The organism is Enterobacter sp. PL_is514, assembly GCF_055816715.1.
This window is the reverse complement of sequence record NZ_JBVPGN010000025.1, coordinates 83,925-105,036: the sequence shown is the minus strand read 5'-3', so window position 1 is coordinate 105,036 and position 21,112 is coordinate 83,925. Positions and strand designations below refer to the sequence as shown.

At 54.4% G+C, this 21,112-nt stretch carries 20 protein-coding genes; 11 read left to right on the top strand and 9 right to left on the bottom strand.

Features of this window, described 5'->3' with window-relative positions; all coding sequences use genetic code 11:
* Positions 1-32: 32 nt before the first annotated feature.
* Complete coding sequence (locus AC0TNG_RS02565; RefSeq protein WP_024906624.1) at positions 33-1,016, bottom strand: glycosyltransferase; 984 nt, start codon at positions 1,014-1,016, stop codon at positions 33-35.
* A gap of 157 nt (positions 1,017-1,173) precedes the next feature.
* On the opposite strand from AC0TNG_RS02565, the gene AC0TNG_RS02560 reads away from it, so the two are divergent.
* On the top strand, positions 1,174-2,277 hold the full coding sequence (locus tag AC0TNG_RS02560) for a glycosyltransferase family 4 protein (protein WP_024906623.1): 1,104 nt from the start codon (positions 1,174-1,176) through the stop codon (positions 2,275-2,277).
* Here the strand turns inward: AC0TNG_RS02560 and AC0TNG_RS02555 are convergent.
* From AC0TNG_RS02555 to rfaD, 5 genes are read right to left on the bottom strand one after another with little or no spacing between them, the layout of a single operon-like run.
* Entirely contained in the window at positions 2,256-3,365 is a 1,110-nt protein-coding gene (locus AC0TNG_RS02555) for a glycosyltransferase family 4 protein (protein ID WP_024906622.1), read from the bottom strand. The genes AC0TNG_RS02560 and AC0TNG_RS02555 overlap by 22 nt on opposite strands.
* Positions 3,362-4,465 carry a putative lipopolysaccharide heptosyltransferase III gene (rfaQ, locus tag AC0TNG_RS02550; protein ID WP_024906621.1) on the bottom strand — a complete coding sequence of 368 codons (1,104 nt, stop codon included), beginning with the start codon at positions 4,463-4,465 and terminating at the stop codon, positions 3,362-3,364. The genes AC0TNG_RS02555 and rfaQ overlap by 4 nt, the downstream gene beginning before the upstream one ends.
* Complete coding sequence (gene rfaC, locus AC0TNG_RS02545; RefSeq protein WP_024906620.1) at positions 4,458-5,444, bottom strand: lipopolysaccharide heptosyltransferase RfaC; 987 nt, start codon at positions 5,442-5,444, stop codon at positions 4,458-4,460. The genes rfaQ and rfaC overlap by 8 nt, the downstream gene beginning before the upstream one ends.
* Before the next feature lie 3 nt (positions 5,445-5,447).
* On the bottom strand, positions 5,448-6,494 hold the full coding sequence (rfaF, locus tag AC0TNG_RS02540; RefSeq protein WP_090420369.1) for an ADP-heptose--LPS heptosyltransferase RfaF: 1,047 nt from the start codon (positions 6,492-6,494) through the stop codon (positions 5,448-5,450).
* Between the two features lie 2 nt (positions 6,495-6,496).
* The gene (gene rfaD / locus AC0TNG_RS02535) at positions 6,497-7,429 is read right to left on the bottom strand and encodes an ADP-glyceromanno-heptose 6-epimerase (protein WP_024906618.1); all 933 of its coding nucleotides are present in this window, start codon (positions 7,427-7,429) and stop codon (positions 6,497-6,499) included.
* Between the two features lie 215 nt (positions 7,430-7,644).
* On the opposite strand from rfaD, the gene kbl reads away from it, so the two are divergent.
* From kbl to AC0TNG_RS02505, 6 genes are all read left to right on the top strand, one after another.
* A complete protein-coding gene (gene kbl, locus AC0TNG_RS02530; RefSeq protein ID WP_024906617.1) occupies positions 7,645-8,841 on the top strand; it encodes a glycine C-acetyltransferase in 1,197 nt (398 codons plus the stop codon).
* Between the two features lie 9 nt (positions 8,842-8,850).
* Positions 8,851-9,876: an L-threonine 3-dehydrogenase gene (gene tdh, locus AC0TNG_RS02525; protein ID WP_024906616.1), complete on the top strand. Its 1,026-nt coding sequence runs from the start codon at positions 8,851-8,853 to the stop codon at positions 9,874-9,876.
* 176 nt (positions 9,877-10,052) lie between these two features.
* Entirely contained in the window at positions 10,053-11,633 is a 1,581-nt protein-coding gene (locus AC0TNG_RS02520) for a phosphoethanolamine transferase family protein (RefSeq protein WP_024906615.1), read from the top strand.
* 66 nt (positions 11,634-11,699) lie between these two features.
* On the top strand, positions 11,700-12,959 hold the full coding sequence (locus AC0TNG_RS02515; protein WP_473712730.1) for an O-antigen ligase family protein: 1,260 nt from the start codon (positions 11,700-11,702) through the stop codon (positions 12,957-12,959).
* 71 nt (positions 12,960-13,030) lie between these two features.
* Positions 13,031-13,879, top strand: coding sequence for a glycosyltransferase (locus AC0TNG_RS02510; protein ID WP_024906613.1), 849 nt, complete (start codon positions 13,031-13,033; stop codon positions 13,877-13,879).
* A 15-nt stretch (positions 13,880-13,894) separates the two neighbouring features.
* Positions 13,895-14,809 (top strand): capsular polysaccharide synthesis protein, encoded by a 915-nt coding sequence (locus AC0TNG_RS02505; RefSeq protein WP_228117546.1) that lies wholly within the window; start codon positions 13,895-13,897, stop codon positions 14,807-14,809.
* A 34-nt stretch (positions 14,810-14,843) separates the two neighbouring features.
* Here AC0TNG_RS02505 and AC0TNG_RS02500 read toward each other — a convergent pair whose 3' ends face one another.
* From AC0TNG_RS02500 to gpmM, 3 genes are read right to left on the bottom strand one after another with little or no spacing between them, the layout of a single operon-like run.
* Positions 14,844-15,776 carry a divergent polysaccharide deacetylase family protein gene (locus tag AC0TNG_RS02500; RefSeq protein ID WP_473712729.1) on the bottom strand — a complete coding sequence of 311 codons (933 nt, stop codon included), beginning with the start codon at positions 15,774-15,776 and terminating at the stop codon, positions 14,844-14,846.
* A 3-nt stretch (positions 15,777-15,779) separates the two neighbouring features.
* Complete coding sequence (envC, locus tag AC0TNG_RS02495; RefSeq protein WP_229231479.1) at positions 15,780-17,039, bottom strand: murein hydrolase activator EnvC; 1,260 nt, start codon at positions 17,037-17,039, stop codon at positions 15,780-15,782.
* A gap of 33 nt (positions 17,040-17,072) precedes the next feature.
* Positions 17,073-18,617 carry a 2,3-bisphosphoglycerate-independent phosphoglycerate mutase gene (gene gpmM, locus AC0TNG_RS02490; protein ID WP_090420381.1) on the bottom strand — a complete coding sequence of 515 codons (1,545 nt, stop codon included), beginning with the start codon at positions 18,615-18,617 and terminating at the stop codon, positions 17,073-17,075.
* Positions 18,618-18,864: 247 nt separating this feature from the next.
* Between gpmM and AC0TNG_RS02485 the strand changes: the two genes are divergently transcribed.
* Genes AC0TNG_RS02485 through gpsA form a run of 4 tightly spaced genes read left to right on the top strand, consistent with a single transcriptional unit; the run spans position 18,865 to position 21,078 of the window.
* Positions 18,865-19,296 (top strand): rhodanese-like domain-containing protein, encoded by a 432-nt coding sequence (locus AC0TNG_RS02485; protein WP_023309913.1) that lies wholly within the window; start codon positions 18,865-18,867, stop codon positions 19,294-19,296.
* An 11-nt stretch (positions 19,297-19,307) separates the two neighbouring features.
* Positions 19,308-19,559: a glutaredoxin 3 gene (grxC, locus tag AC0TNG_RS02480; protein ID WP_008502715.1), complete on the top strand. Its 252-nt coding sequence runs from the start codon at positions 19,308-19,310 to the stop codon at positions 19,557-19,559.
* A 32-nt stretch (positions 19,560-19,591) separates the two neighbouring features.
* Positions 19,592-20,059: a protein-export chaperone SecB gene (gene secB, locus AC0TNG_RS02475; RefSeq protein WP_003860835.1), complete on the top strand. Its 468-nt coding sequence runs from the start codon at positions 19,592-19,594 to the stop codon at positions 20,057-20,059.
* Positions 20,059-21,078 (top strand): NAD(P)H-dependent glycerol-3-phosphate dehydrogenase, encoded by a 1,020-nt coding sequence (gpsA, locus tag AC0TNG_RS02470; RefSeq protein WP_032650747.1) that lies wholly within the window; start codon positions 20,059-20,061, stop codon positions 21,076-21,078. Before secB ends, gpsA begins: the two co-directional genes overlap by 1 nt.
* The last annotated feature ends 34 nt before the right edge of the window (positions 21,079-21,112 follow it).

Sequence of the window (21,112 nt, the reverse complement as noted above, 5' to 3'; positions counted from 1 at the left end):
TTCTAAGCATTTAGGCCAGGTAAAGCTATCTCTTATGCCAGATACCGTTTCAAACGGAAATAACGGCGACCCAGCCGCCAGTGCTGGCGCAGTCCACGGGCATTTTTCCAGATGAGTGCCCAGATACCGCGGTCGAACAGTTCTCGGATGATTTCGCGTTTTTTGCTGAGATCGCCGATGTTGTTAATAGCGTGCAGAATGCCCAGCCCCTCTTTTGCAATTTGCCACCTGCAGGCCGGCACCCGGCGCACGGCCTCCGGGTAGCGCTGGTTGATAACATCCAGCATTTCCAGGATTTTCATGTAGTGACGGGCGTTACGCATACGCGTGTCATCCGTTCCTGGCGTGTGCGAGACGGAGGCGGAATGAATCAGGTAGTCGTAGAACGTTTCGTCAGTGTACTGCACGCGTTTTGCAGTAAGCAGCACTTCAGTGGTCCACGGGATATCCTGATGACGCAGACCATGCTCAAAGGTGAAACCCTGCTCTTTAATAAATGCGTGGCGATAAATATTCAGCCAGGTAACGTGCAGGAATTTACGCGACGCCAGCGCGCGCTGTAGCCACGTTGGGCCATCCAGCACGTCTGTAGATTGCAGTTTGTCGGACGGGAAGATTTTCTTCGACGGCCTGCCGTCATCGTAGATATACGTGCCGTTGCAGGTAGCCACATCGAGATTGTTATTTTTGGCCATTTCAAGCAGTCGCGGATACATGCCCGGATAAATGACATCGTCGATATCCGGGAACGCGACGTACTCGCCTGTCGCTTGCGCCAGACCCGTATTACGGGCCGCCGAGACGCCCTGGTTCGCCTGGTCAATGACCTTGTAGAACGGGAATTCTCCGGCGTACTGCGCAATGATGGCCGAGGAGTTGTCGCTTGACCCGTCGTTCACAACGACCAGTTCCAGACTGTCCAGATGTTGAGCTTTGATACTGTCGAAAAATGCGCTGAGGAATTTTTCACCGTTATAGACGGCGACTACAAGGCTCAATAAAGGTGTGTCGGACATGCTTTCTCCGTTGTGTTCAGGGCAGGCCACCCAATATGGTGATACCATTCGTGCTGTATTATATCTGGTGGATACTAAAAACATATGCCTGGAGGGACAAAGATCCTGCCAGGCGGCAAATTAGCGTCACGCGGACGAGATTCTTAACAGGAAATGTATGCATATTGTTCACACTGAAGCAGACGGTGGCAAAGGCGGACAGCCTCTGCGCATTATCAACGAATCGCTTGGGATGATTCAGCGTGGCCATCAGGTTACTCTCCTTTGTCCGGAAACCGCGCCGCTGCATGCGCTGGCGCGCAATGCCGGATTGACGGTTGTCACGATGCCGTTGAAGCGCAAGAACCTTAAAAATCTGCGGTTGCTGCGTCGCTGGCTGAAGGATAACCGTCAGTCGATTGACGTTATCAACAGTCACAACTCTGCCGATACATGGCTGGTGGCGCTGGCGAATCTGACGCTCGCCAACCCTGTGCCGCTGGTCCGCACCCGTCATGCGTCAGGCGTACCGCGCAACAACTGGACGACCCGCTGGCTGTTCCGCACGGCCTGTGCACATATCGTGACCACGGGGGAGGCGTTGCGTCATCAGGTGGCAAATATTGGCGTGCCGATGTCCCAGAGTACCTCGGTGCCAAGCGGTGTCGATACGCAGCGTTTTCACCCGGGAGATAAGCACGAAGCCCGCGCGCATTGTGGCCTGTCCGGAGACGATTTCTGGCTGGGCGTGGTGTCGCATTTGCGCCCGAACAAAGGCCATAGCGTACTGTTGCGCGCCCTGGCGAAAATCGACAATCCACACATCAAGCTGGCGATTGTCGGCGAAGGCCCGCACAAGGCGACGCTGGAACAGGAAATCGCCGCGCTGGGATTACAGCAGCGCGTGGTCATGGCGGGACATCAACCCGATCCGGAACGCTGGTTTCCGGCCTTTGATATTGCGCTGAGTCCTTCGCACGATATGGAAGGTGTTCCACAGGGCGTACTGCAATCATTAGCCACCCGTATTGCAACTATTGCGACGGACGCCGGTGGAACGGGAGATGCGGTGATTAACGGGCAGACGGGCATTTTAATCGCGCAGCGCGACGAAAACGCACTGCACGATGCCATAATGAAACTCTATGACGACTCAGCCCTTCGCGAGACGCTCGCGCAACAGGGGTATGACTATCTGAGTACACATTTTACCCGCGAATGTATGCTGGACGCGATGGAGAAGGTCTTCTCCGATGCGGCTCAGCGCAGCAGATCGCGATAAAGTGCCTGCAGCTCTTTCGCCATTCTGTCCAGGGTGAAGGGCTCTGCAGTTGCACGCGCAGCAGCGGAGTAATCGACACCCTGTTCACGGCCTTTCAGCCATTGAGATATGGCCTGCTGGTAGCCTTCGCTGTCCAGCGCATCACGCACCCAGCCGTTTTTACCCTCGTTTATCCACTCCGCCGCACCGCAGCCGTGGCTGGTAAGCAGCGGCAGACCGCAGGCCAGCGCTTCCACGCAGACGTTCGGGAAGGGATCGTAAAGCGTCGGCAGGATCAGAGCATCAGCCGTCCCATAGACTTCGCGCACGTTGGCAACGGGTCCCAGGAACTTCACGCGTGAGGAAACCCCCAGAGCCTGTGCCAGTTTTTCAAACTTCCGCGCATGTTTATCGCGTCCGGCAATTAGCAGCCAGACGTCAGAATGCGGCACAATGGCGCGTAGCGCGGTGGCGACACCTTTACGACTGAAACCTGACCCAACATACGCCAGTACCGGTGCGTTACGGGGAATGCCCAGTGCATCACGCTGCGAAAGGGCGCGGACCTCAGGGCTAAACTGAACGGTGTCTACGCCGTTGTAGATCACCGTCAGCTTGTCTTCCGACAGCCCGAAGCGACGGGCAATATCATCGCGCACCATCTTCGAATTACAGATCACCTTGCGCAGCTGCGGATGGGTAAACATCTGCGTCTCAGCCTGCAGAATGTAGCGGTGATAGCGGCTCAGATATTGCGCCCAGCGCGCCAGTGGCGAGAGGATGCGGCCATATTGCTCAAGCCAGGCGGCGTGAACCCCGTCCCCGGCCCGGAAAATGGTCGCTCCCGGTATGCGCTCGTGACTTTGCACAATATCAAACTGCGCAAAATGCGAAGCGGCTTCGGTGGCAAAGCCGGATTCACGGGCGATACGGTTACGGAACGGCGGATTGACCGTCAGCGTTTTCCAGCCGGTGGCGTCTTCCCACTGGCGGGCAATCAGCGTCACGTCCAGGGACGTGTCCTGCGACAGCACGTTAAGCGCGCGCGAGACGAAACGTTCTGCACCACCGTTGGGGTTGTAGGTTTGTCGGACTATCGCCAGCTTCATGCAGGATTTTCCAGGAGCATCGTGTCGATGGCGCTCAGCACCTGCTGTGGGGTGATGGCTGTGATGCAGTCTGAGACACCGCTGTCTCCGCAGCCCGCTTTACCGCACGGCTGGCAGGTAAACCCGGCAACGATTACGCGATAGTTCACCCCCCACGGTGCCCACTTGATGGCGCCGGTAGGGCCAAAGATGGCGACGGTCGGGGTACCGACGGCGCTTGCAAGGTGCATCGGCATGGAGTCCACACCGAAATAGACCCGCGCGTGCTTCATGAGCGCGCCCAGTTCTTTCAGGTTCAACTGACCGCTCAAATCAAAGACCGGCTGGGTGAGCGCAGCGCGCAGCTCGTCCATGTAGGCCTTCTCTTCTTTTGACGGTGCGGCGGAAAGGATAATTGGCAAGCCGCGCGCCGCCAGGTTATCAATGGTCGCTGCCAGCTTTTTGATATCCCAGGCCTTAAACATCCAGCGCGAGGTCGGGTGAACCAGGATATAGGATTTACTCTTGAGCCCAAACCCGGCCAGTTTTTCGGCCACAGAGGCTTCTGCCGCGTCACCAGGCACAAAAAGCGTATGCTTGTCTTCGTCGGACTGGGGATGAATACCGATTCGGCGCAGGGCATCCAGATTGACTTCCACCATATGGCGGCTGTTGTCCTGAATCGCCGGGTAGAGCGTGGTGAACGACTTCACCCAGCGACGACGTGCCAGGCCCCCGCGTTTATCCGGCTTAAAGCCGACGGAGACGCGCGGTTTCAGGCGACGCGCCAGACGCGCGCCGTGCCAGTGTTCGGTCAGGTTAATGAGCACGTCGTACTGACGGTCTTTCAGGGTATTGAGCAGCGCGCGGTAGAGGCGGAATTGTTCAAACCACCCCTTTTTGCGCCAGTTGCGCCCAATAGTATGGACCTGGTCGATATGCGGGTGGCTGGTCAGCATCGCCTGCGTGTCGTCATAGACCAGCGCGTCGACCTCCACGTTCGGCCAGTTCTTTTTCAGCACGGTAAAAACCGGCGAGGTAAGCAGAACGTCACCGTGGTGACGCAGCTTAATAATCAGCGCGCGCTTTGGCGGGCGCTCCGCTGAGAAAAAATCAGACATAGGCTCTCTCTGCTGCCAGCAAAGGCTCTAATTGCGCAAATACCGCAGCGGCGCTGAGATCGCTCAACTGCGATGAGTGTTCCGGGCGGCAGATATACTGATTTTTTCCATAGCCGCCGATCAGGCCCGGGTCCGTTGGGCCGTAAAGCGTGATGTTAGGACGGTCCAGCGCCGCCGTCAGGTGGCTGAGGCCCGTATCCACGGAGACCACAGCCGTAGCGCCTGCCAGCGCCTGAGCGACGCCGTCAAGTTTCATGCGTGGCAGAACGTCCACGTAATCAAACCCTTCTGCCAGACGTTTGGCCCGTGCCTCTTCGTGCGGTGCGCCCCACGGGAGTTTAATACGCAGCCCCGCGCTTGCCAGCAGGCCGATCAGTTCGCGCCAGTACGCTTCCGGCCAGTGCTTGTCATCGCGGGTTGTCGCGTGAAGGAAAATCAAATAAGGGTCGCTTTTCTGCGATGAGGCGTGCAGGAAATGCCGGGAAATTGCATAGTCGCCCTGAGTTTCCGGTTTCGCATAGCCCAGGCTTTTGGCAAACAGCTCGCGGGTACGTTCCACCGCGTGCTGTTGCTTTGCGATGTGATGACGACGGTTATAAAACAGGCTCGCCAGCGGTTCGCGTGCGCTGTGCCAGTCCATCCCGTGCTTTACGCCGTGTGCCAGACGCGTTACCAGCGCGGCGCTTTTCACCAGCCCCTGGGCGTCGATGATGGCGTCGTAACGCTGTGCCTGCACCGCCTCACGGAAGGCTTTGCGTTCGGCTTTAATCGGCGCGGAGAACCACGCTTTGCGCCAGCGGCGAATCGCCACCGGGATCACGCGGTCAACCGCTTCATGCCAGGTGGGGATCTGCGCGAAGCCTTCCTCCACCACCCAGTCAAAACGAATACCGGGAATAGCCCGCATGGCGTCCGTCAGTGACGGCAGCGTATGCAGAACATCGCCCATCGAAGAAGTTTTAACGATCAGTACCCGCATTCGTTATCCTTCTTCGCTCAACAGCAGTTCGTTAAGCTCTTCGAGAACGCGCGCTGGCGTAATGTCGATCAGGCTCTGATGGTAGCCTTCTGCGGCATCGCCTTTGCGCACTTTGTGGTAGCCGGTGATCAGGCGGATGACGCGCGCTTTATGAGAAAGCGGGGGCGTGAAGTCCGGGCTACTTGGGCCATACAGCGCCACCAGTGGGCGGTTGAGCGCAGCGGCGACGTGCATCAGGCCAGAGTCGTTAGTGACCACCGCTTTACAGGCGGCAATCAGGATAACAGCCTGTTCAAGCTGCGTTTCTCCTGCCAGATTGCGGCACCAGGCCTGCTGCTCGTTGCTCAGCGTGGCGAGAATTTCGTTGCCAGCCTCGTGATCTTTTGCCGAACCGAACAGGACAATCTGGTAGCCTTCGTCAATCAGCTGTTTCGCCAGCTCCGCATAGTGATAGTGCGGCCAGCGTTTTGCCGGGCCGAACTCGGCGCCTGGGCAGAAGCCAATCATCGGGCGTTCAGACGAAAGACCAAACGTGCTGCAGGTCTGGGATTTTTCACCGTCGTTAACCTGAAGCTGTGGCCAGAGCAGCGGCTGCGGCAGATCTTTCGCGCTGCGCATCACGCCTTTGTCATAGGCCAGCGCCACATAGCGCTCCACCATCAGCGGCCAGGCTTCTTTATCCAGCACCCGCGCATCGTTCAGCAGACCGTAGCGCATTTCACCGCGCCAGCCGGTGCGATGTGGGATGCCCGCAAAGAAGGGCACCAGGGCGGATTTAAAGGAGTTTGGCAGGACATACGCGCGATCGTAGCGCTTCTCGCGCAGGCTATGACCGAGCTTGCGGCGTTCGCCGATTTCCAGCGCCCCGTGGCCGAGTGGCATCGGGATGGCTTCATTCACTTCCGGCATACGCGATAACAGCGGACGGCACCATGCGGGTGCCATCACGTCGATTATCGCCTGGGGATAACGCGCCTTGAGCGTGCGATAGAGACTTTGCGACATCATCATGTCGCCCACCCATGACGGGCCGATCACCAGAATTCTCATACTTACGCGTCGCGGTTCAGCCAGGCCATATATTCCGTTACGCCTTCGGCAACGGTCTTGAACGGCTTGTCGTAGCCTGCGGCGCGCAGGTTGGTCAGATCGGCCTGCGTGAACGCCTGATAACGGCCTTTCAGTTTTTCCGGGAACGGAATGTACTCGATGCTGCCTTTTTTGTGATACGCCAGCGTGGCGTCAGCCACTGCCTGGAAGGATTCCGCACGGCCGGTACCGAGGTTGAAGATGCCGGACACGCCGTTTTCCCAGAACCACAGGTTTACGGCCGCCACGTCGCCCACGTAAACGAAGTCGCGCTTAAAGCCGTCGCTGCCTTCGAACAGTTTAGGGCTTTCTCCGTTATTCAACTGGGTGTTCAGGTGGAACGCCACGCTTGCCATGCTGCCTTTGTGGCCTTCACGCGGTCCATAGACGTTGAAGTAACGGAAACCAACGATCTGTGAGTTCGCTTCTGGCAGAACCTGACGCACGTACTCGTCGAACAGGAATTTAGAATAACCGTAGACGTTCAGCGGCTGCTCATATTCGCGGGATTCGATGAAGTCCGAGGTGCGGCCGCCGTAGGTTGCCGCGGAGGAGGCGTACAGGAACGGAATCTCACGCTCCAGGCAGTAGTGCAGGATCTCTTTAGAGTACTGATAGTTGTTGTCCATCATGTACTTACCATCCCACTCGGTGGTGGAAGAACACGCACCTTCGTGGAAGATGGCTTCGATCTCGCCGAACTCTTCGCCTGCCATAATCTGGATAAGGAAGTCTTCTTTATCCATGTAGTCAGCGATGTTCAGATCCACCAGGTTGACGAACTTAGTGCCATCTTTCAGGTTGTCAACCACCAGGATGTCGGTGATGCCTTTGTCATTGAGAGCCTTAACAATATTACTGCCGATAAAGCCTGCGCCGCCGGTAACGATGATCATAACTGTAACCTTTGAAGTGTGGAGCCCGGGGACAATCCCGGACGCTAATGTCTCTATCATATCATTAGTATGGCTGCCCTTCAGCCATTCACCTTCACAGTGCAGGGGTACGCGTGATTTATGCTGCAAAAACGATAAGAGATGACGTGTCATCTCGTCATGAACTATAGGTTTGGGTAATATGTCCCGAAATTTGCCGAGTCTGGAGAATTGCAATGCGTGGTGATTTTTACAAACAGTTAAACAGCGACCTCGACACCGCACGTGCGGAAGGGTTGTTCAAGGAAGAGCGTATTATCACGTCTGCCCAGCAGGCGGACATCACCGTTGCCGACGGCAGCCATGTGATTAACTTTTGTGCGAACAACTACTTAGGTCTTGCGAATCATCCTGAGCTGATTGCCGCTGCAAAAAACGGCATGGACACCCACGGTTTCGGCATGGCCTCCGTACGCTTTATCTGCGGTACCCAGGACAGCCACAAGCAGCTTGAGCAAAAGCTGGCGAGCTTCCTCGGAATGGAAGACGCGATTCTGTACTCCTCCTGCTTCGACGCCAACGGCGGTCTGTTTGAGACCCTGCTCGGCGCAGAAGATGCGATTATCTCCGACGCCCTGAACCACGCCTCCATCATCGACGGCGTACGCCTGTGTAAAGCGAAGCGTTTCCGCTACGCCAACAACGACATGGTTGAACTGGAAGCGCGCCTGAAAGAGGCTCGTGAAGCGGGTGCTCGCCACGTACTGATCGCCACCGACGGCGTGTTCTCCATGGACGGTGTGATCGCTAACCTGAAGGGCGTGTGCGACCTGGCGGACAAATACGACGCGCTGGTGATGGTCGATGACTCTCACGCGGTGGGCTTTGTCGGCGAAAACGGCCGGGGCTCCCACGAATACTGCGACGTCATGGGCCGCGTGGACATCATCACCGGTACGCTGGGCAAAGCGCTTGGCGGCGCATCCGGCGGCTATACCGCCGCGCGCAAAGAGGTGGTTGAGTGGCTGCGTCAGCGCTCTCGCCCGTATCTGTTCTCCAACTCCCTGGCGCCGGCGATTGTTGCCGCCTCCATCAAAGTGCTGGAGATGGTGGAGTCTGGCGCTGAGCTGCGCGACCGTCTGTGGTCCAACGCCCGTCTGTTCCGTGAAAAAATGAGCGCCGCAGGTTTCACCCTGGCCGGTGCTGACCACGCGATCATTCCGGTGATGCTGGGCGATGCGGTCGTCGCGCAGCAATTTGCCCGCGAACTGCAGAAAGAAGGTATTTACGTCACCGGGTTCTTCTTCCCGGTGGTGCCAAAAGGTCAGGCGCGTATCCGCACCCAGATGTCTGCGGCGCATACGCCTGAACAAATTGAACGTGCGGTGGAAGCCTTTACCCGCATCGGCAAACAGCTGGGCGTCATTGCCTGAGGACGTGTGATGAAAGCGTTATCCAAACTGAAAGCGGAAGAAGGGATTTGGATGACCGACGTGCCGGAACCGGAAGTCGGTCATAACGATCTGCTGATCAAAATTCGTAAAACGGCTATCTGCGGTACTGACGTTCACATCTACAACTGGGACCAGTGGTCGCAGAAAACCATTCCGGTACCGATGGTTGTCGGTCACGAATATGTCGGCGAAGTGGTGGGCATCGGCCAGGAAGTAAAAGGTTTTAAAATTGGCGACCGCGTCTCCGGTGAAGGCCATATTACCTGTGGTCACTGCCGTAACTGCCGCGGCGGACGTACGCACCTGTGCCGTAATACCATCGGCGTGGGCGTGAACCGTCCGGGCTGCTTCGCGGAATACCTGGTGATCCCGGCCTTTAACGCCTTCAAAATCCCGGACAATATTTCTGACGATCTGGCCTCCATCTTCGATCCGTTCGGCAACGCGGTACACACCGCGCTCTCCTTCGACCTGGTCGGTGAAGACGTGCTGGTCTCCGGCGCGGGCCCAATCGGCATTATGGCGGCAGCCGTGGCGAAGCACGTGGGTGCGCGCAACGTTGTGATCACCGACGTGAACGAATACCGTCTGTCTCTGGCGCGCAAAATGGGGGTCACCCGCGCGGTGGATGTCTCGAAAGAGAGCCTGACCGACGTGATGGAAGAGCTGGGCATGACCGAAGGCTTTGACGTGGGCCTGGAGATGTCCGGTGCACCGCCGGCGTTCCGCACCATGCTCGACACCATGAACCACGGCGGTCGTATCGCGATGCTGGGCATTCCGCCGTCGGATATGTCTATCGACTGGAACAAAGTGATCTTCAAGGGGCTGTTCATCAAGGGCATCTATGGCCGCGAGATGTTTGAGACCTGGTACAAGATGGCGGCATTAATTCAGTCCGGTCTGGATCTGTCCCCGATTATTACTCACCGTTTCTCCATCGATGAGTTCCAGCAGGGCTTTGACGCGATGCGTTCCGGCCAGTCAGGGAAGGTGATCCTGAGCTGGGAGTAACCTGTCTGCTGGCATCGCTTTTACGGGTGCCAGCACTCTTTCTTAGCGGTTTGACTTTCCAGAAGTTACTTGTTAACTTCTGGCGAAATTTCATCCATTCTGTCTTCTCCGCACGTTCATTCTTGCAATCAAAATGATTTCGTCAGGAAAGATATTGCCAGGCTAATCAGGTCATTATGTCCACACTGTTTTCACAGAAGTTGGTTGAGACACCTTCGCGATTTACCGCTTTCTTTACTGTCGTTATTTCTCTGCTAATAGTCATTGGCGTTAATATTATACATGCTAAATATAATGCGGTGATTAACCGCACGTTGGTTTTTGCGCTGATATTGCTGACATTAAAATGTATAAACAATAAATTAATTAGGAATGTACTGGCGATTATTTTATTAATTCCGGTTGCAGCAGATATTACTTTACAGCTATACGCCTGGAGTAATTTCAATTCTGCGTTTAGTTATGGTTTTGCGCTGAGCGTACTCAATACGACACCGGGTGAAGCAAGTTCGATGCTCGGTTTGTACTGGCGCGATTGCCTGATCTTTATCGCCCTGTCCGCGTTGTTCATTTATACCGCGAATACCGGCAAATGGCCTGTCGCGCCGCGTTTTCGTCGCTGGCCCGCCGTTGCGCTTGCCGTCACGCTGCTGGCTTTTTATGGTCAGGCCTTGCAGCATCAACTCAGGAAAAGCAGCGTCGAAAGCCTGGCACAGCGCGTGGTTCAGGCGACGCCTGTTAGCACATCAAAAGTCTTTATGCAGGCCATTGAAGATAATGCCGTGGTGGCCAATATCGGCAAAAATATTCCTGATTATAAAATCACGTTATCCGATACCGGCATCGAAAACTATGTGCTGATCATTGGTGAGTCTGAGCGTACGGCAAATATGAGTATCTATGGTTATCAACGAGATACTACTCCAGAGCTGGAAAAGCAAAAATCGCAGCTCTTACTGTTCCGCAATGCCGTTACGCCTGCACCGGTCACGATTATGGCGGTACCGCTGGCGTTAACCGCGGATACTGTGAATGCACGCGATCCGCGTAAGTATGGCGATAACGTCATCAATATCGCTAATAAAGCGGGATATGATACGTACTGGTTTAGTCGTCAGGGTAAAGGAGGGGCGCATAATAACGTCATTACCGGCATTGCTCTGAACACGAAACAGCATGAATGGATTGACGGGGGCTACGACGAAGACCTTTTGCCGCTGTTGCAGAATGCGCTTAAAGCGCCGGGCAAGAAATTAATTGTTCTGCATTTGTACGGAAGTCACGAACCTTCCTGTCGACGCTTCCCTGCCAGCCAGGCGGTTTTGCACGGTGATAATGAAGCCGATGACTGTTATGACAACTCTGTGCGATATACGGATACGTTGATGGGCAAGGTCTTTAGCCTTCTGGAAAACTCGCGCTCATCCGTCATGTATTTCTCCGATCATGGCCTCATTCGCGATCCGAAACGTGCTGTAGCTTACTCCCACGGTAACGTTAATCCTCCGCGAGAGGCGCTGCATATCCCGGTGTTTATCTGGTACGGACATCAGGTGGATTCTGGTAAGCAATATACCGGAGATTACAATACCGTATGGTCAGCTGATGATATTAATACGCTGGCAGAGCTGTGGCTTGGGATCCATCGCCAGGGGGAGCCTGTCCAGTCGGTACAGTCCTGGCTTACCGGTTACAATAAGAACGTTTCCGTGCTGGACACGACCGGGAAGTCCTATGACTGGCGTAATATTCGTTAACACTGGTGCGATAAACTTGCATTTAGCAGTGTGCTAGCCTGCTTTGCCTTCTTAGTAAATGGAATAATGATGATTAATGTAGAACGAGATAAGGTCCAGTTTGCGTTGTTGCAATTACTCTTTGGACTGTGTGCTATCGCTTTTGGTTGCGTAGTTGTTTCACCCAATTTATCTGCCAAAATTTTGGGCCTGGCGGGTGTTACCGCATTCGTTATTTTCTTGTTGGATATTAAAAATTTCAGAAAGAATGATGCATTCTGGCTTTGTCTGGTCCTGTTGATCATCGGGATTTGCGATCTGGTCTGGTATCGAATGTATAAGGTTGATAGTGCGGCGATCAACTCATATCGCGCTTATCTTGAAGTCGGGAAAATCTGCCTGTTCGGAGCATTTTCCATCTTCGTGTTTGTGAACCGTAATCAGCTCAAAGTAGGTAGCAATAAGATTCATATGCTGCTGGCTATCGCATTGCAGGTGATGATTGTTGTCTACGCCGGGTACCAGCACCTGTTTCTTGAAAACCAAAGGGTAACGCTCTCCCTTGCTGGTGGAGCTGATGCAACAGGAGCTGCCTATACCATTGCGTTTATCTCGTTCTATACGATTCTGGTGCTACAACACAGTTCAAGTCGATGGAAAGAGCTGTTTATACTCGCGCACTTCTTTATTACCTTCCTGGTACTGGTGGCGACAGAAACGCGGGCAGCTATTTTGACCTATCCGATTATTTTCTTCGGCTTGATGGTGTTTAAGCTGTACCGGGACAAGCATATTCCGTGGAAGGGGGTGTCTGTTTTTCTGATCGCTTTGCTGGCAGGCGCATTTATGATGAAAGACAGTCTGACACAGCGTTACAATGACTTTAATAATGATATCACTTCCTATGATAAAGCGAACAGTGCCACTTCGGTTGGTGCCCGCTTGGCTATGTGGAAGACGGGGCTGATTGCGTCTAAAAATAATTATTTATGGCAGTCTACTGATGAGCGAAACGCAAAGATAATTGATGAAGCTAATAAAGATCCAAGCCTGTCAGGTGCACTGGATTACATTCGTGGCCATCTTCATAATGAAATCGTTGAAACGCTTTCTGTAAAAGGTCCTTCAGGCGTTATTCTCTATATTCTGTTTGTTATATCGCTTGGCTGGTATGCATTACGTATCCGTAAAAGTATTATTCTTTTCGCTTTCCTGGTCTCGATTGTTATGTTCGGAGTAGGTGGCGTGATGTTCTATTCAAAAACAACCCCTGTAGCCTGGATGCTGACGTTGATAATGTCGATTGTTTTCCTTGAACAGAACAAACACCATAAGGTCATTAAGTAATCGTTTTGATTCTCCATCGGGAAAAAGGTATTCTCCCGATGGAGAAATACCTTTTACCAGACGAGCATGCCATGAACGAACTGATTTCAGTAATCATCACCACCTACAACAGAGAGGCGTTGCTGGAGCGCGCAATTCGTTCAGTTATTGCTCAGACATACCCTGCGGTAGAATTGGTTATTGTCGATGATTGTTCTAATGAGCAAACCGCTCAACTTATCGAGCGTATGCGCGCGGAGTGTGAAGCGCGTTTTGTGCATTTCATCTACGAACGTAACGAAAAGAACAGCGGTTCAAACTTCAGCCGTAACCGGGGGTATGCGCTATCGCACGGCGTGTTTGTGACGGGGCTGGATGATGACGATTATTTCCTGCCAGAACGTCTGACGAAACTCGCTGAGCGGTATGATGATAAGTATGCCTTTGTGACGGATACCCCCGCCCGGCTGGATAAAACCCACCGCACTTATCCGGATACTGATGATAAAAGGATAATTGCGCTACAGGATATTTTGTGCGAAAACGTGGTGGGCAATCAGGTCTTGACCACTAAAGAAAAACTATTAGGGGTAGGCGGATTTTCTCCTGAAATTAAACAACAGCAAGATCGCGACGTCTGGATTAAATTAATTCTGAAATATGGTCCAGGTATCAAGTACAGCTTCAGTACGGCGATGGTGGATGCTGAACACGGGAGCGATCGGATTACGTCGCAAGTTAAAAAATACAATGCGTACCGTAAGCTCTATTTTAAATATCGACAGTACATGTCTGAAGTTACTCGCAGTAATAACTTGTTCCAGCTCATGTCTTTTCGTGGGTTTAAATCGACTCGTATGAATTGTTTATTACGAGGGCGTAAAAAAGACGCTAAGTTAAAAATGAAACTGCTTCGCCGTACGCTAAAAGAGCTATTCTGAATTTATTAAGGTGAAATGATGAATCTCAATGCAACGAATAAGCTCATCAAGAAAACCCGACGCTGGCACAAAAAAACGGGTTTTTCTCTTTTTCAGCGTGCGGCCAGCCATTTTGAGCGGAAGAAAAAAGAGACAATTTTTAGCGTTATTGATGATCTGCATGTTCAGCCTGACGCTGCGCAACTAACTGAATCGGAACAATCACGCGTCATCTGGATCTGCTGGTTCCAGGGGCTCGATAGCGCGCCTGAGTTGGTGAAACGATGCATTGCATCTGTTCAAGCAAACACGCCGGATGCGCAGGTCATTATCCTGACGGATGAGAATATCCCTGACTACCTTACTCTCCCTGAACACATCAAAACGAAATACCAGGCGGGGCTGATTAGTAAGGCGCAATACTCTGATATTGTTCGCTGTTCTCTGCTGTATCAATATGGCGGGATCTGGATGGACGCTACGGTGTTCATGACGAAGCCGGTGCCGGAAACATTTTTTGAGAACACCTTCTCATCACTACGTTTTGATTCACCTGAAAACGCATTGAGCCAGGGTTACTGGACGGCCTATTTTCTTGCAGCCCAAAAGGGATGCTCACTGGTAAAGACGGTTCGGGATATTCTGTATCGCTACTGGCAACACCACGATATCCTGATTGAATACTTCCTGATTGATTACAGTTTCTTATATGCGCGCGAGCGCTATCCGCAGTTTCGTCAGATCATGGATCAACAGCCGGTCACCGGGAATAATCGCTTTCTGATTCGCCAGTTCATCTCAGCGAAACCTGATTTGACGGCCATGGCGATGCTAAATAATGATCCCGTGGGCATTTATAAGCTCTCGCACAAAGAACAATACCAAACTACAGACAACGGCCAGCCGACGTTGTATAGCCAGATCCTCGACGGTTCTTTCGAACTGAAGTGATAAAAAAGCCACCATGACGGTGGCTTTTTTATCGTCAGGCTTTCTTACCCCATCCCTGCCACTGCTGCTGGACGTATTTCACCAGCGTGCTGTTACTGATGCTGTCTCCGATAACGGAGAAGAAGCGGGTCGCGTAGACCGGTTCAGGCGGCTGCTTCGGTACACAGCGCTTTACGCCGCGGAACGGATTACGCGGTGTAGTCGGCACGGGCTGCGCAGAATTTGGCGTAGAGGTATCCCCCTGCGGTTCGTTCAGCAGATCGCTCGGGCGTACCAGCGTGATATCGGCAGGTAAGGTCGGCAGCATTTGCTGCAGGACGCGAACGGTAGACGGGTGCGGGTGACCGATGGCAATGGCCGAGCCATTACGGCGGGCCAGCTGTACCGCGCGATTGAACTGCACGCGAATATCAGCTTCGTTCTGGGTATCGTCCAGGAACACCTTACGCTTAATCACCTTTACGCCCGTTCCCTGAGCGGCGCGCATCGCCTGGCTGTTGCCGATGGTCATGCTGTCGAGGAAGTAGAGGTTATAACGCTCCAGCGCCTGCATCACTTTGAGCATCCCGTACAGGCTGGAGGTCATCGCGCTGCCCATATGATTGTTCAGACCAACGGCATATGGCACTTTGTTGTAGGCGTCGCGGATGATGCGCTCGATCTCCTCGCTGCTCATATCCGGGCGGAGGGTATCTTTTTCCAGCGGCTGCTTGCTGAGCGGTGCCATGGGCAGGTGGATGAGAACCTGATGACCGCTGCTGTGGGCTTTGGTCGCCATCTCACGCGCGTGAGGGGCATTCGGAAGGACGGCGACAGAGATGGCCGACGGCATCGCCAGCACCTGATTTTCATAGTGTGGACGATAACCGAAGTCATCAATCACGATAGCGAGCTTACCTGCGTATACCGGTGCAGCCAGCGCCAGCGTGCTGACGACGGAGAAAACGATTCGACGAAATTGAAGCAAAACTTATCTTCCCAACCACGGCTGTGGATTGACCGCCTGACCCTGACGACGAATTTCGAAATAGAGTGACGGGCGGCCCTGACCGCCACTGCTGCCCACAAGGGCGATGGGTTGGCCGGCGCGCACCTGTGTGCCGACGCTGACCAGCGCGCTCTGGTTGTAGCCGTAAAGACTCATATCACCTTTACCGTGTTCGACCACCACCACCAGTCCGTAACCCTGCAGCCAGTCGGCCAGAATCACGCGGCCATCGGCGATGGCTTTCACTTCGCTACCTTCAGACGCACCGATAACGATCCCTTTCCAACGTAGCTCACCCTGCAGCTGTTCGCCATAGCGATGCAGAATTGAACCACGAACGGGCCAGAAAGCCTGGCCGCGAGGAGAGCCCAAACCGCCGGTACGCGACATCAGGGAACGTTCGCTTTCGCTTGGCTTGTAGGTGGTCCCTTTACGGGACGCTTCCTGCTGCTTGTCGCGAACGGCCTGCGCCTCGCGCGCCTCTTTTTCGGCGCGCGCTTTCGCCGCCGCTTCCGCACGGGCGATGCTGTTACGCAGTTTTGATTCGTTGGCGCGCATTTCGCTCAGCTGGCTTTGACCTTCCTGAATGGAGGATTCAAGGCCGGAAAGGGTTTTCTTACGCTCGTTGCGAGCCTGCTCAAGCTTCGCCTGCTGGGCCTGCTGATCGTAAAGCAGCGTCTGCTGCTGGCTCTGCTTTTCTTCCAGCTCGGCTTTTTGCGTGGAGACCTCTTCGCGCGTCTGTTTCAGCTGCGCGATCGTCTCCTGACGCGCCTGGTTGAGATAGCCAAAGTAGGCCTGCAGGCGCTGTCCGCGCTGGCTCTCTTCGCCGCTGAGGATCAGCTGGAGTCCGGTATGTTCACCCTGGCGGAATGCGGCATCAAGCTGTGCGGCAAGATTGCGCTCCTGCGCATCGCGCTGGCGCTCCAGTTTGGCAATTGACGCGTTCATCTCGTCGATCTGTTTATTCAACTGGGCGAGGGTGTTTTGCGTTTCTCGGAGTTTACGCGTGGCGGCGGAGATGGCCTCTTCCTGCTGCTTGAGCTGGGCGAGCAGGGCGGAACGCTGCTGCTGCTGCTGACGTACCGCACGCTCTTTGGCGGCGATATCGGCCTGAATAGATTTCAGCTGGTCGCGGTCATCCGCATGGGCGGATGCGGCGCACAGCAATACGCCAGCGCTGAGTGCGCTGGCGTAAAACAGAGGTCTGACTGATAACCTAAGCGGCTTCACGACCCATGTGATTGAAAAAATCGCCTTTCCCCTCATGGGGAGCGATTATTCCACGATGAACAGCGGCTTACCAGTCATCTCTTCAGGGATCGGCATCCCCATCAGCGACAACATGGTTGGCGCGATGTCAGAAAGCTTGCCGCCTTCCACTGCTTTCAGTGACTTATCACCCACATAAATCAGCGGAACCGGCAGGTTGGTGTGGGCCGTGTGCGCCTGGCCGGTCGCCGGGTCGCGCATCTGTTCAGCGTTACCGTGATCCGCGGTGATCAGCAGCTGGCCGCCAACGGATTCAACCGCTTTCGCAACCTGCTCAACGCAGTGGTCCAGCGCTTCAACCGCTTTCACTGCCGCTTCCATCACCCCGGTATGACCGACCATGTCACCGTTCGGGTAGTTACAGATGATGGTGTCGTACTTACCGCTCTTGATGGCCGCAACCAGTTTTTCAGTCAATTCTGCAGAGCTCATCTCTGGCTGCAGATCGTAGGTGGCGACTTTCGGGGAGTTGATCAGAATGCGGTCTTCGCCTTTGAACGGCTCTTCAACGCCGCCGTTAAAGAAGAAGGTGACGTGCGCGTACTTCTCGGTTTCAGAGATACGCAGCTGCGTTTTGTCGTTCTTCGCCATCCACTCGCCGAAGGTATTGGCCAGCGAGGCGGGTGGATACGCGCATGGGGCTTTGATGTCTGCCGCGTATTCGGTCAACTGGATGAAGTCGAGTTTCACCACTTTCTTACGGGCAAAACCGTCGAAGTCGCTGTTGACGAACGCACGGGTGATTTCGCGCGCGCGGTCAGCGCGGAAGTTCATGAAGATCAGCGCATCGCCGTCTTCCATGGCGGCATCAGCCTGGCCTTCAGCACGGATGACGGACGCTTTCACGAATTCGTCGTTTTCATCACGTGCATAAGCCGCTTCCAGGGCCTCAACGGCGGTCGCGAACTGGAATTCACCTTTTGCCAGGGTCAGCAGGTCATAGGCCTGTTCAACGCGATCCCAGCGGTTGTCGCGGTCCATGGCGTAGTAACGGCCAATGATAGACGCCACGCGGCCTTTGCCCAGCGCGGCGAATTTGTCTTCAAAGGCTTTCAGGGAGCCTTCTGCACTGCGTGGTGGCGTGTCGCGACCGTCCAGGAAGGCGTGCAGATAGATTTTTTCCGCACCGCGTTCAGCGGCCAGCTCAACCATCGCCATGATGTGATCTTCGTGGCTGTGAACGCCACCTGCAGAGAGCAGGCCCATGATGTGAACGGCCTTGCCAGCGGCAACGGCTTTATCAACCGCGCCAGACAGCGTTGGGTTGGAGAAGAAGGTGCGTTCTTTGATTTCAACATCCAGACGCGTCAGATCCTGATACACAATACGCCCGGCGCCCAGGTTAACGTGACCGACTTCGGAGTTGCCCATCTGGCGGTCCGGCAAGCCCACTTCCAGGCCAGACGCGTCAATCAGCGTATGCGGACGTTTTGCCCACAGGGCATCCATGACCGGAGTTTTGGCGTTGAAAATAGCGTTATCCTGGCTGTCTTCACGGTAGCCATAGCCATCCAGAATCACCAGTACCATAGGTTTTTTAGAAACCGACATTGCGACAACCTCATGCTCAAGAGTCAAAATTTGCGTAATTTTACTACAGCTGAATCGATCAAATAGCCGCAGAAGATCAAAGAAAGCGCAGGGGCAAGGTGCTGACCAGACCATTTTGAGGCATTTTTTTAGGTGGCATGCCGCAGAAAATGGATTAGGTTAGGGTCGCTGGCTGTATTTGCCAGAACGCACAGGTATACTCCTGTCCTGGTTTTTTTTATCACTTAGTCGGGAGTAGTTACCCTCCATGCAAGAAATTATGCAATTCGTTAGCCGCCATCCGGTTCTGAGCATCGCGTGGATTGGCCTGCTGGCTGCTGTGCTGTTCACCACATTTAAGAGCCTGACGTCTAAGATTAAGGTTATCACCCGTGGTGAAGCGACGCGTCTGATTAACAAAGAAGATGCCGTCGTTGTCGATCTGCGTCAGCGTGACGATTTCCGCAAAGGTCACATTGCGGGCGCAATCAACCTGTTGCCAGCTGAAATCAAAGCGAACAACGTCGGTGAGCTTGAAAAACACAAAGCCCAGCCGATTATCGTTGTGGATGCGACCGGCATGCAGGCACAGGAATCTGCCAGCGCGCTTCATAAAGCAGGCTTCGAAAACGTAACGGTGCTGAAAGAAGGTATTTCCGGCTGGAGCGGGGAAAATCTTCCTTTGGTGCGCGGTAAATAAGGAGTTCAGTCATGGCCCATATTGAGATCTATACCAAAGCGACGTGCCCGTTCTGCCATCGTGCGAAAGCGCTGCTGAACAGCAAAGGCGTCACGTTCCAGGAACTGCCGATCGACGGTGACGCGATTAAACGCGAAGAGATGATCCAACGTAGTGGTCGTACGACGGTTCCACAGATTTTTATTGATGCGCAGCACATTGGCGGCTGTGATGACTTGTATGCGCTCGACGCCCGTGGTGGACTCGATCCGCTGCTGAGCTAAGAGACTTTAGGACAATTAAAAAGGGTATTTCCATGTCAGAACAAAACAACACCGAAATGACTTTCCAGATCCAGCGTATCTACACCAAGGATGTCTCTTTCGAAGCGCCAAATGCGCCACACGTTTTCCAGAAAGATTGGCAGCCAGAGGTTAAACTTGATCTGGATACCGCATCTACCCAACTGGCAGATGACGTGTATGAAGTCGTGCTGCGTGTGACCGTTACCGCGTCTCTGGGCGAAGAAACTGCATTCCTGTGTGAAGTACAGCAGGGCGGCATCTTCTCTATCGGCGGTATCGAAGGCAACCAGATGGCGCATTGCCTGGGTGCGTACTGCCCGAACATTCTGTTCCCGTATGCACGTGAATGCATCACCAGCCTGGTTTCTCGCGGTACATTCCCGCAACTGAACCTTGCGCCAGTTAACTTTGATGCGCTGTTCATGAACTATCTGCAGCAGCAGGCTGGCGAAGGTGCTGAACAACATCAGGATGCCTGATGAGCACTGTTAATGCGTCAATGACTGTGATCGGTGCCGGTTCATACGGCACCGCTCTTGCTATCACGCTGGCAAGAAATGGTCACGACGTGGTCCTGTGGGGCCACGACCCAAAACATATCGCTACGCTGCAGCGCGATCGTTGCAACGTCGCGTTTCTCCCGGACGTTCCGTTCCCTGACTCCCTGCACCTTGAAAGCGACCTTGCGACCGCGCTGGCGGCCAGCCGCAACATTCTGATTGTGGTTCCGAGCCATGTCTTTGGCGACGTACTGCGTCAGATTAAGCCGCTGATGCGCCCGGATGCGCGCATTGTCTGGGCGACAAAAGGACTGGAGGCCGAAACCGGACGCCTGCTGCAGGACGTTGCCCGCGAAGCGCTGGGTGATGAGATCCCGCTGGCGGTCATCTCCGGCCCGACCTTTGCCAAAGAGCTGGCCGCTGGCCTGCCGACGGCGATTTCGCTGGCCTCAACCGACCAGGCCTTCTCCGACGATCTTCAACAGTTGCTGCACTGCGGCAAGAGCTTCCGCGTCTACAGCAACCCCGATTTTATCGGCGTGCAGCTGGGCGGGGCGGTGAAGAACGTGATTGCGATTGGCGCCGGGATGTCAGACGGCATTGGTTTTGGTGCCAATGCGCGTACGGCGCTGATCACCCGCGGGCTGACCGAAATGTCCCGCCTGGGCGAAGCGCTGGGTGCCGATCCAGCCACCTTTATGGGGATGGCAGGCCTGGGCGACCTGGTGCTGACCTGTACCGACAACCAGTCTCGTAACCGCCGCTTTGGCATGATGCTCGGACAGGGCAGCGATGTAAAAGGCGCGCAGGAGAAGATTGGTCAGGTGGTTGAAGGCTACCGCAATACCAAAGAAGTCCGCGAGTTGGCACACCGTTTCGGTGTCGAAATGCCAATAACCGAGGAAATTTATCAGGTATTGTATTGCGGAAAAAATGCGCGCGAGGCAGCATTGACCTTATTAGGTCGTGCGCGCAAGGACGAGCGCAGCAGTAACTAGTCGGAACCGTTGTCATCTGAATGACCCAGCCAGC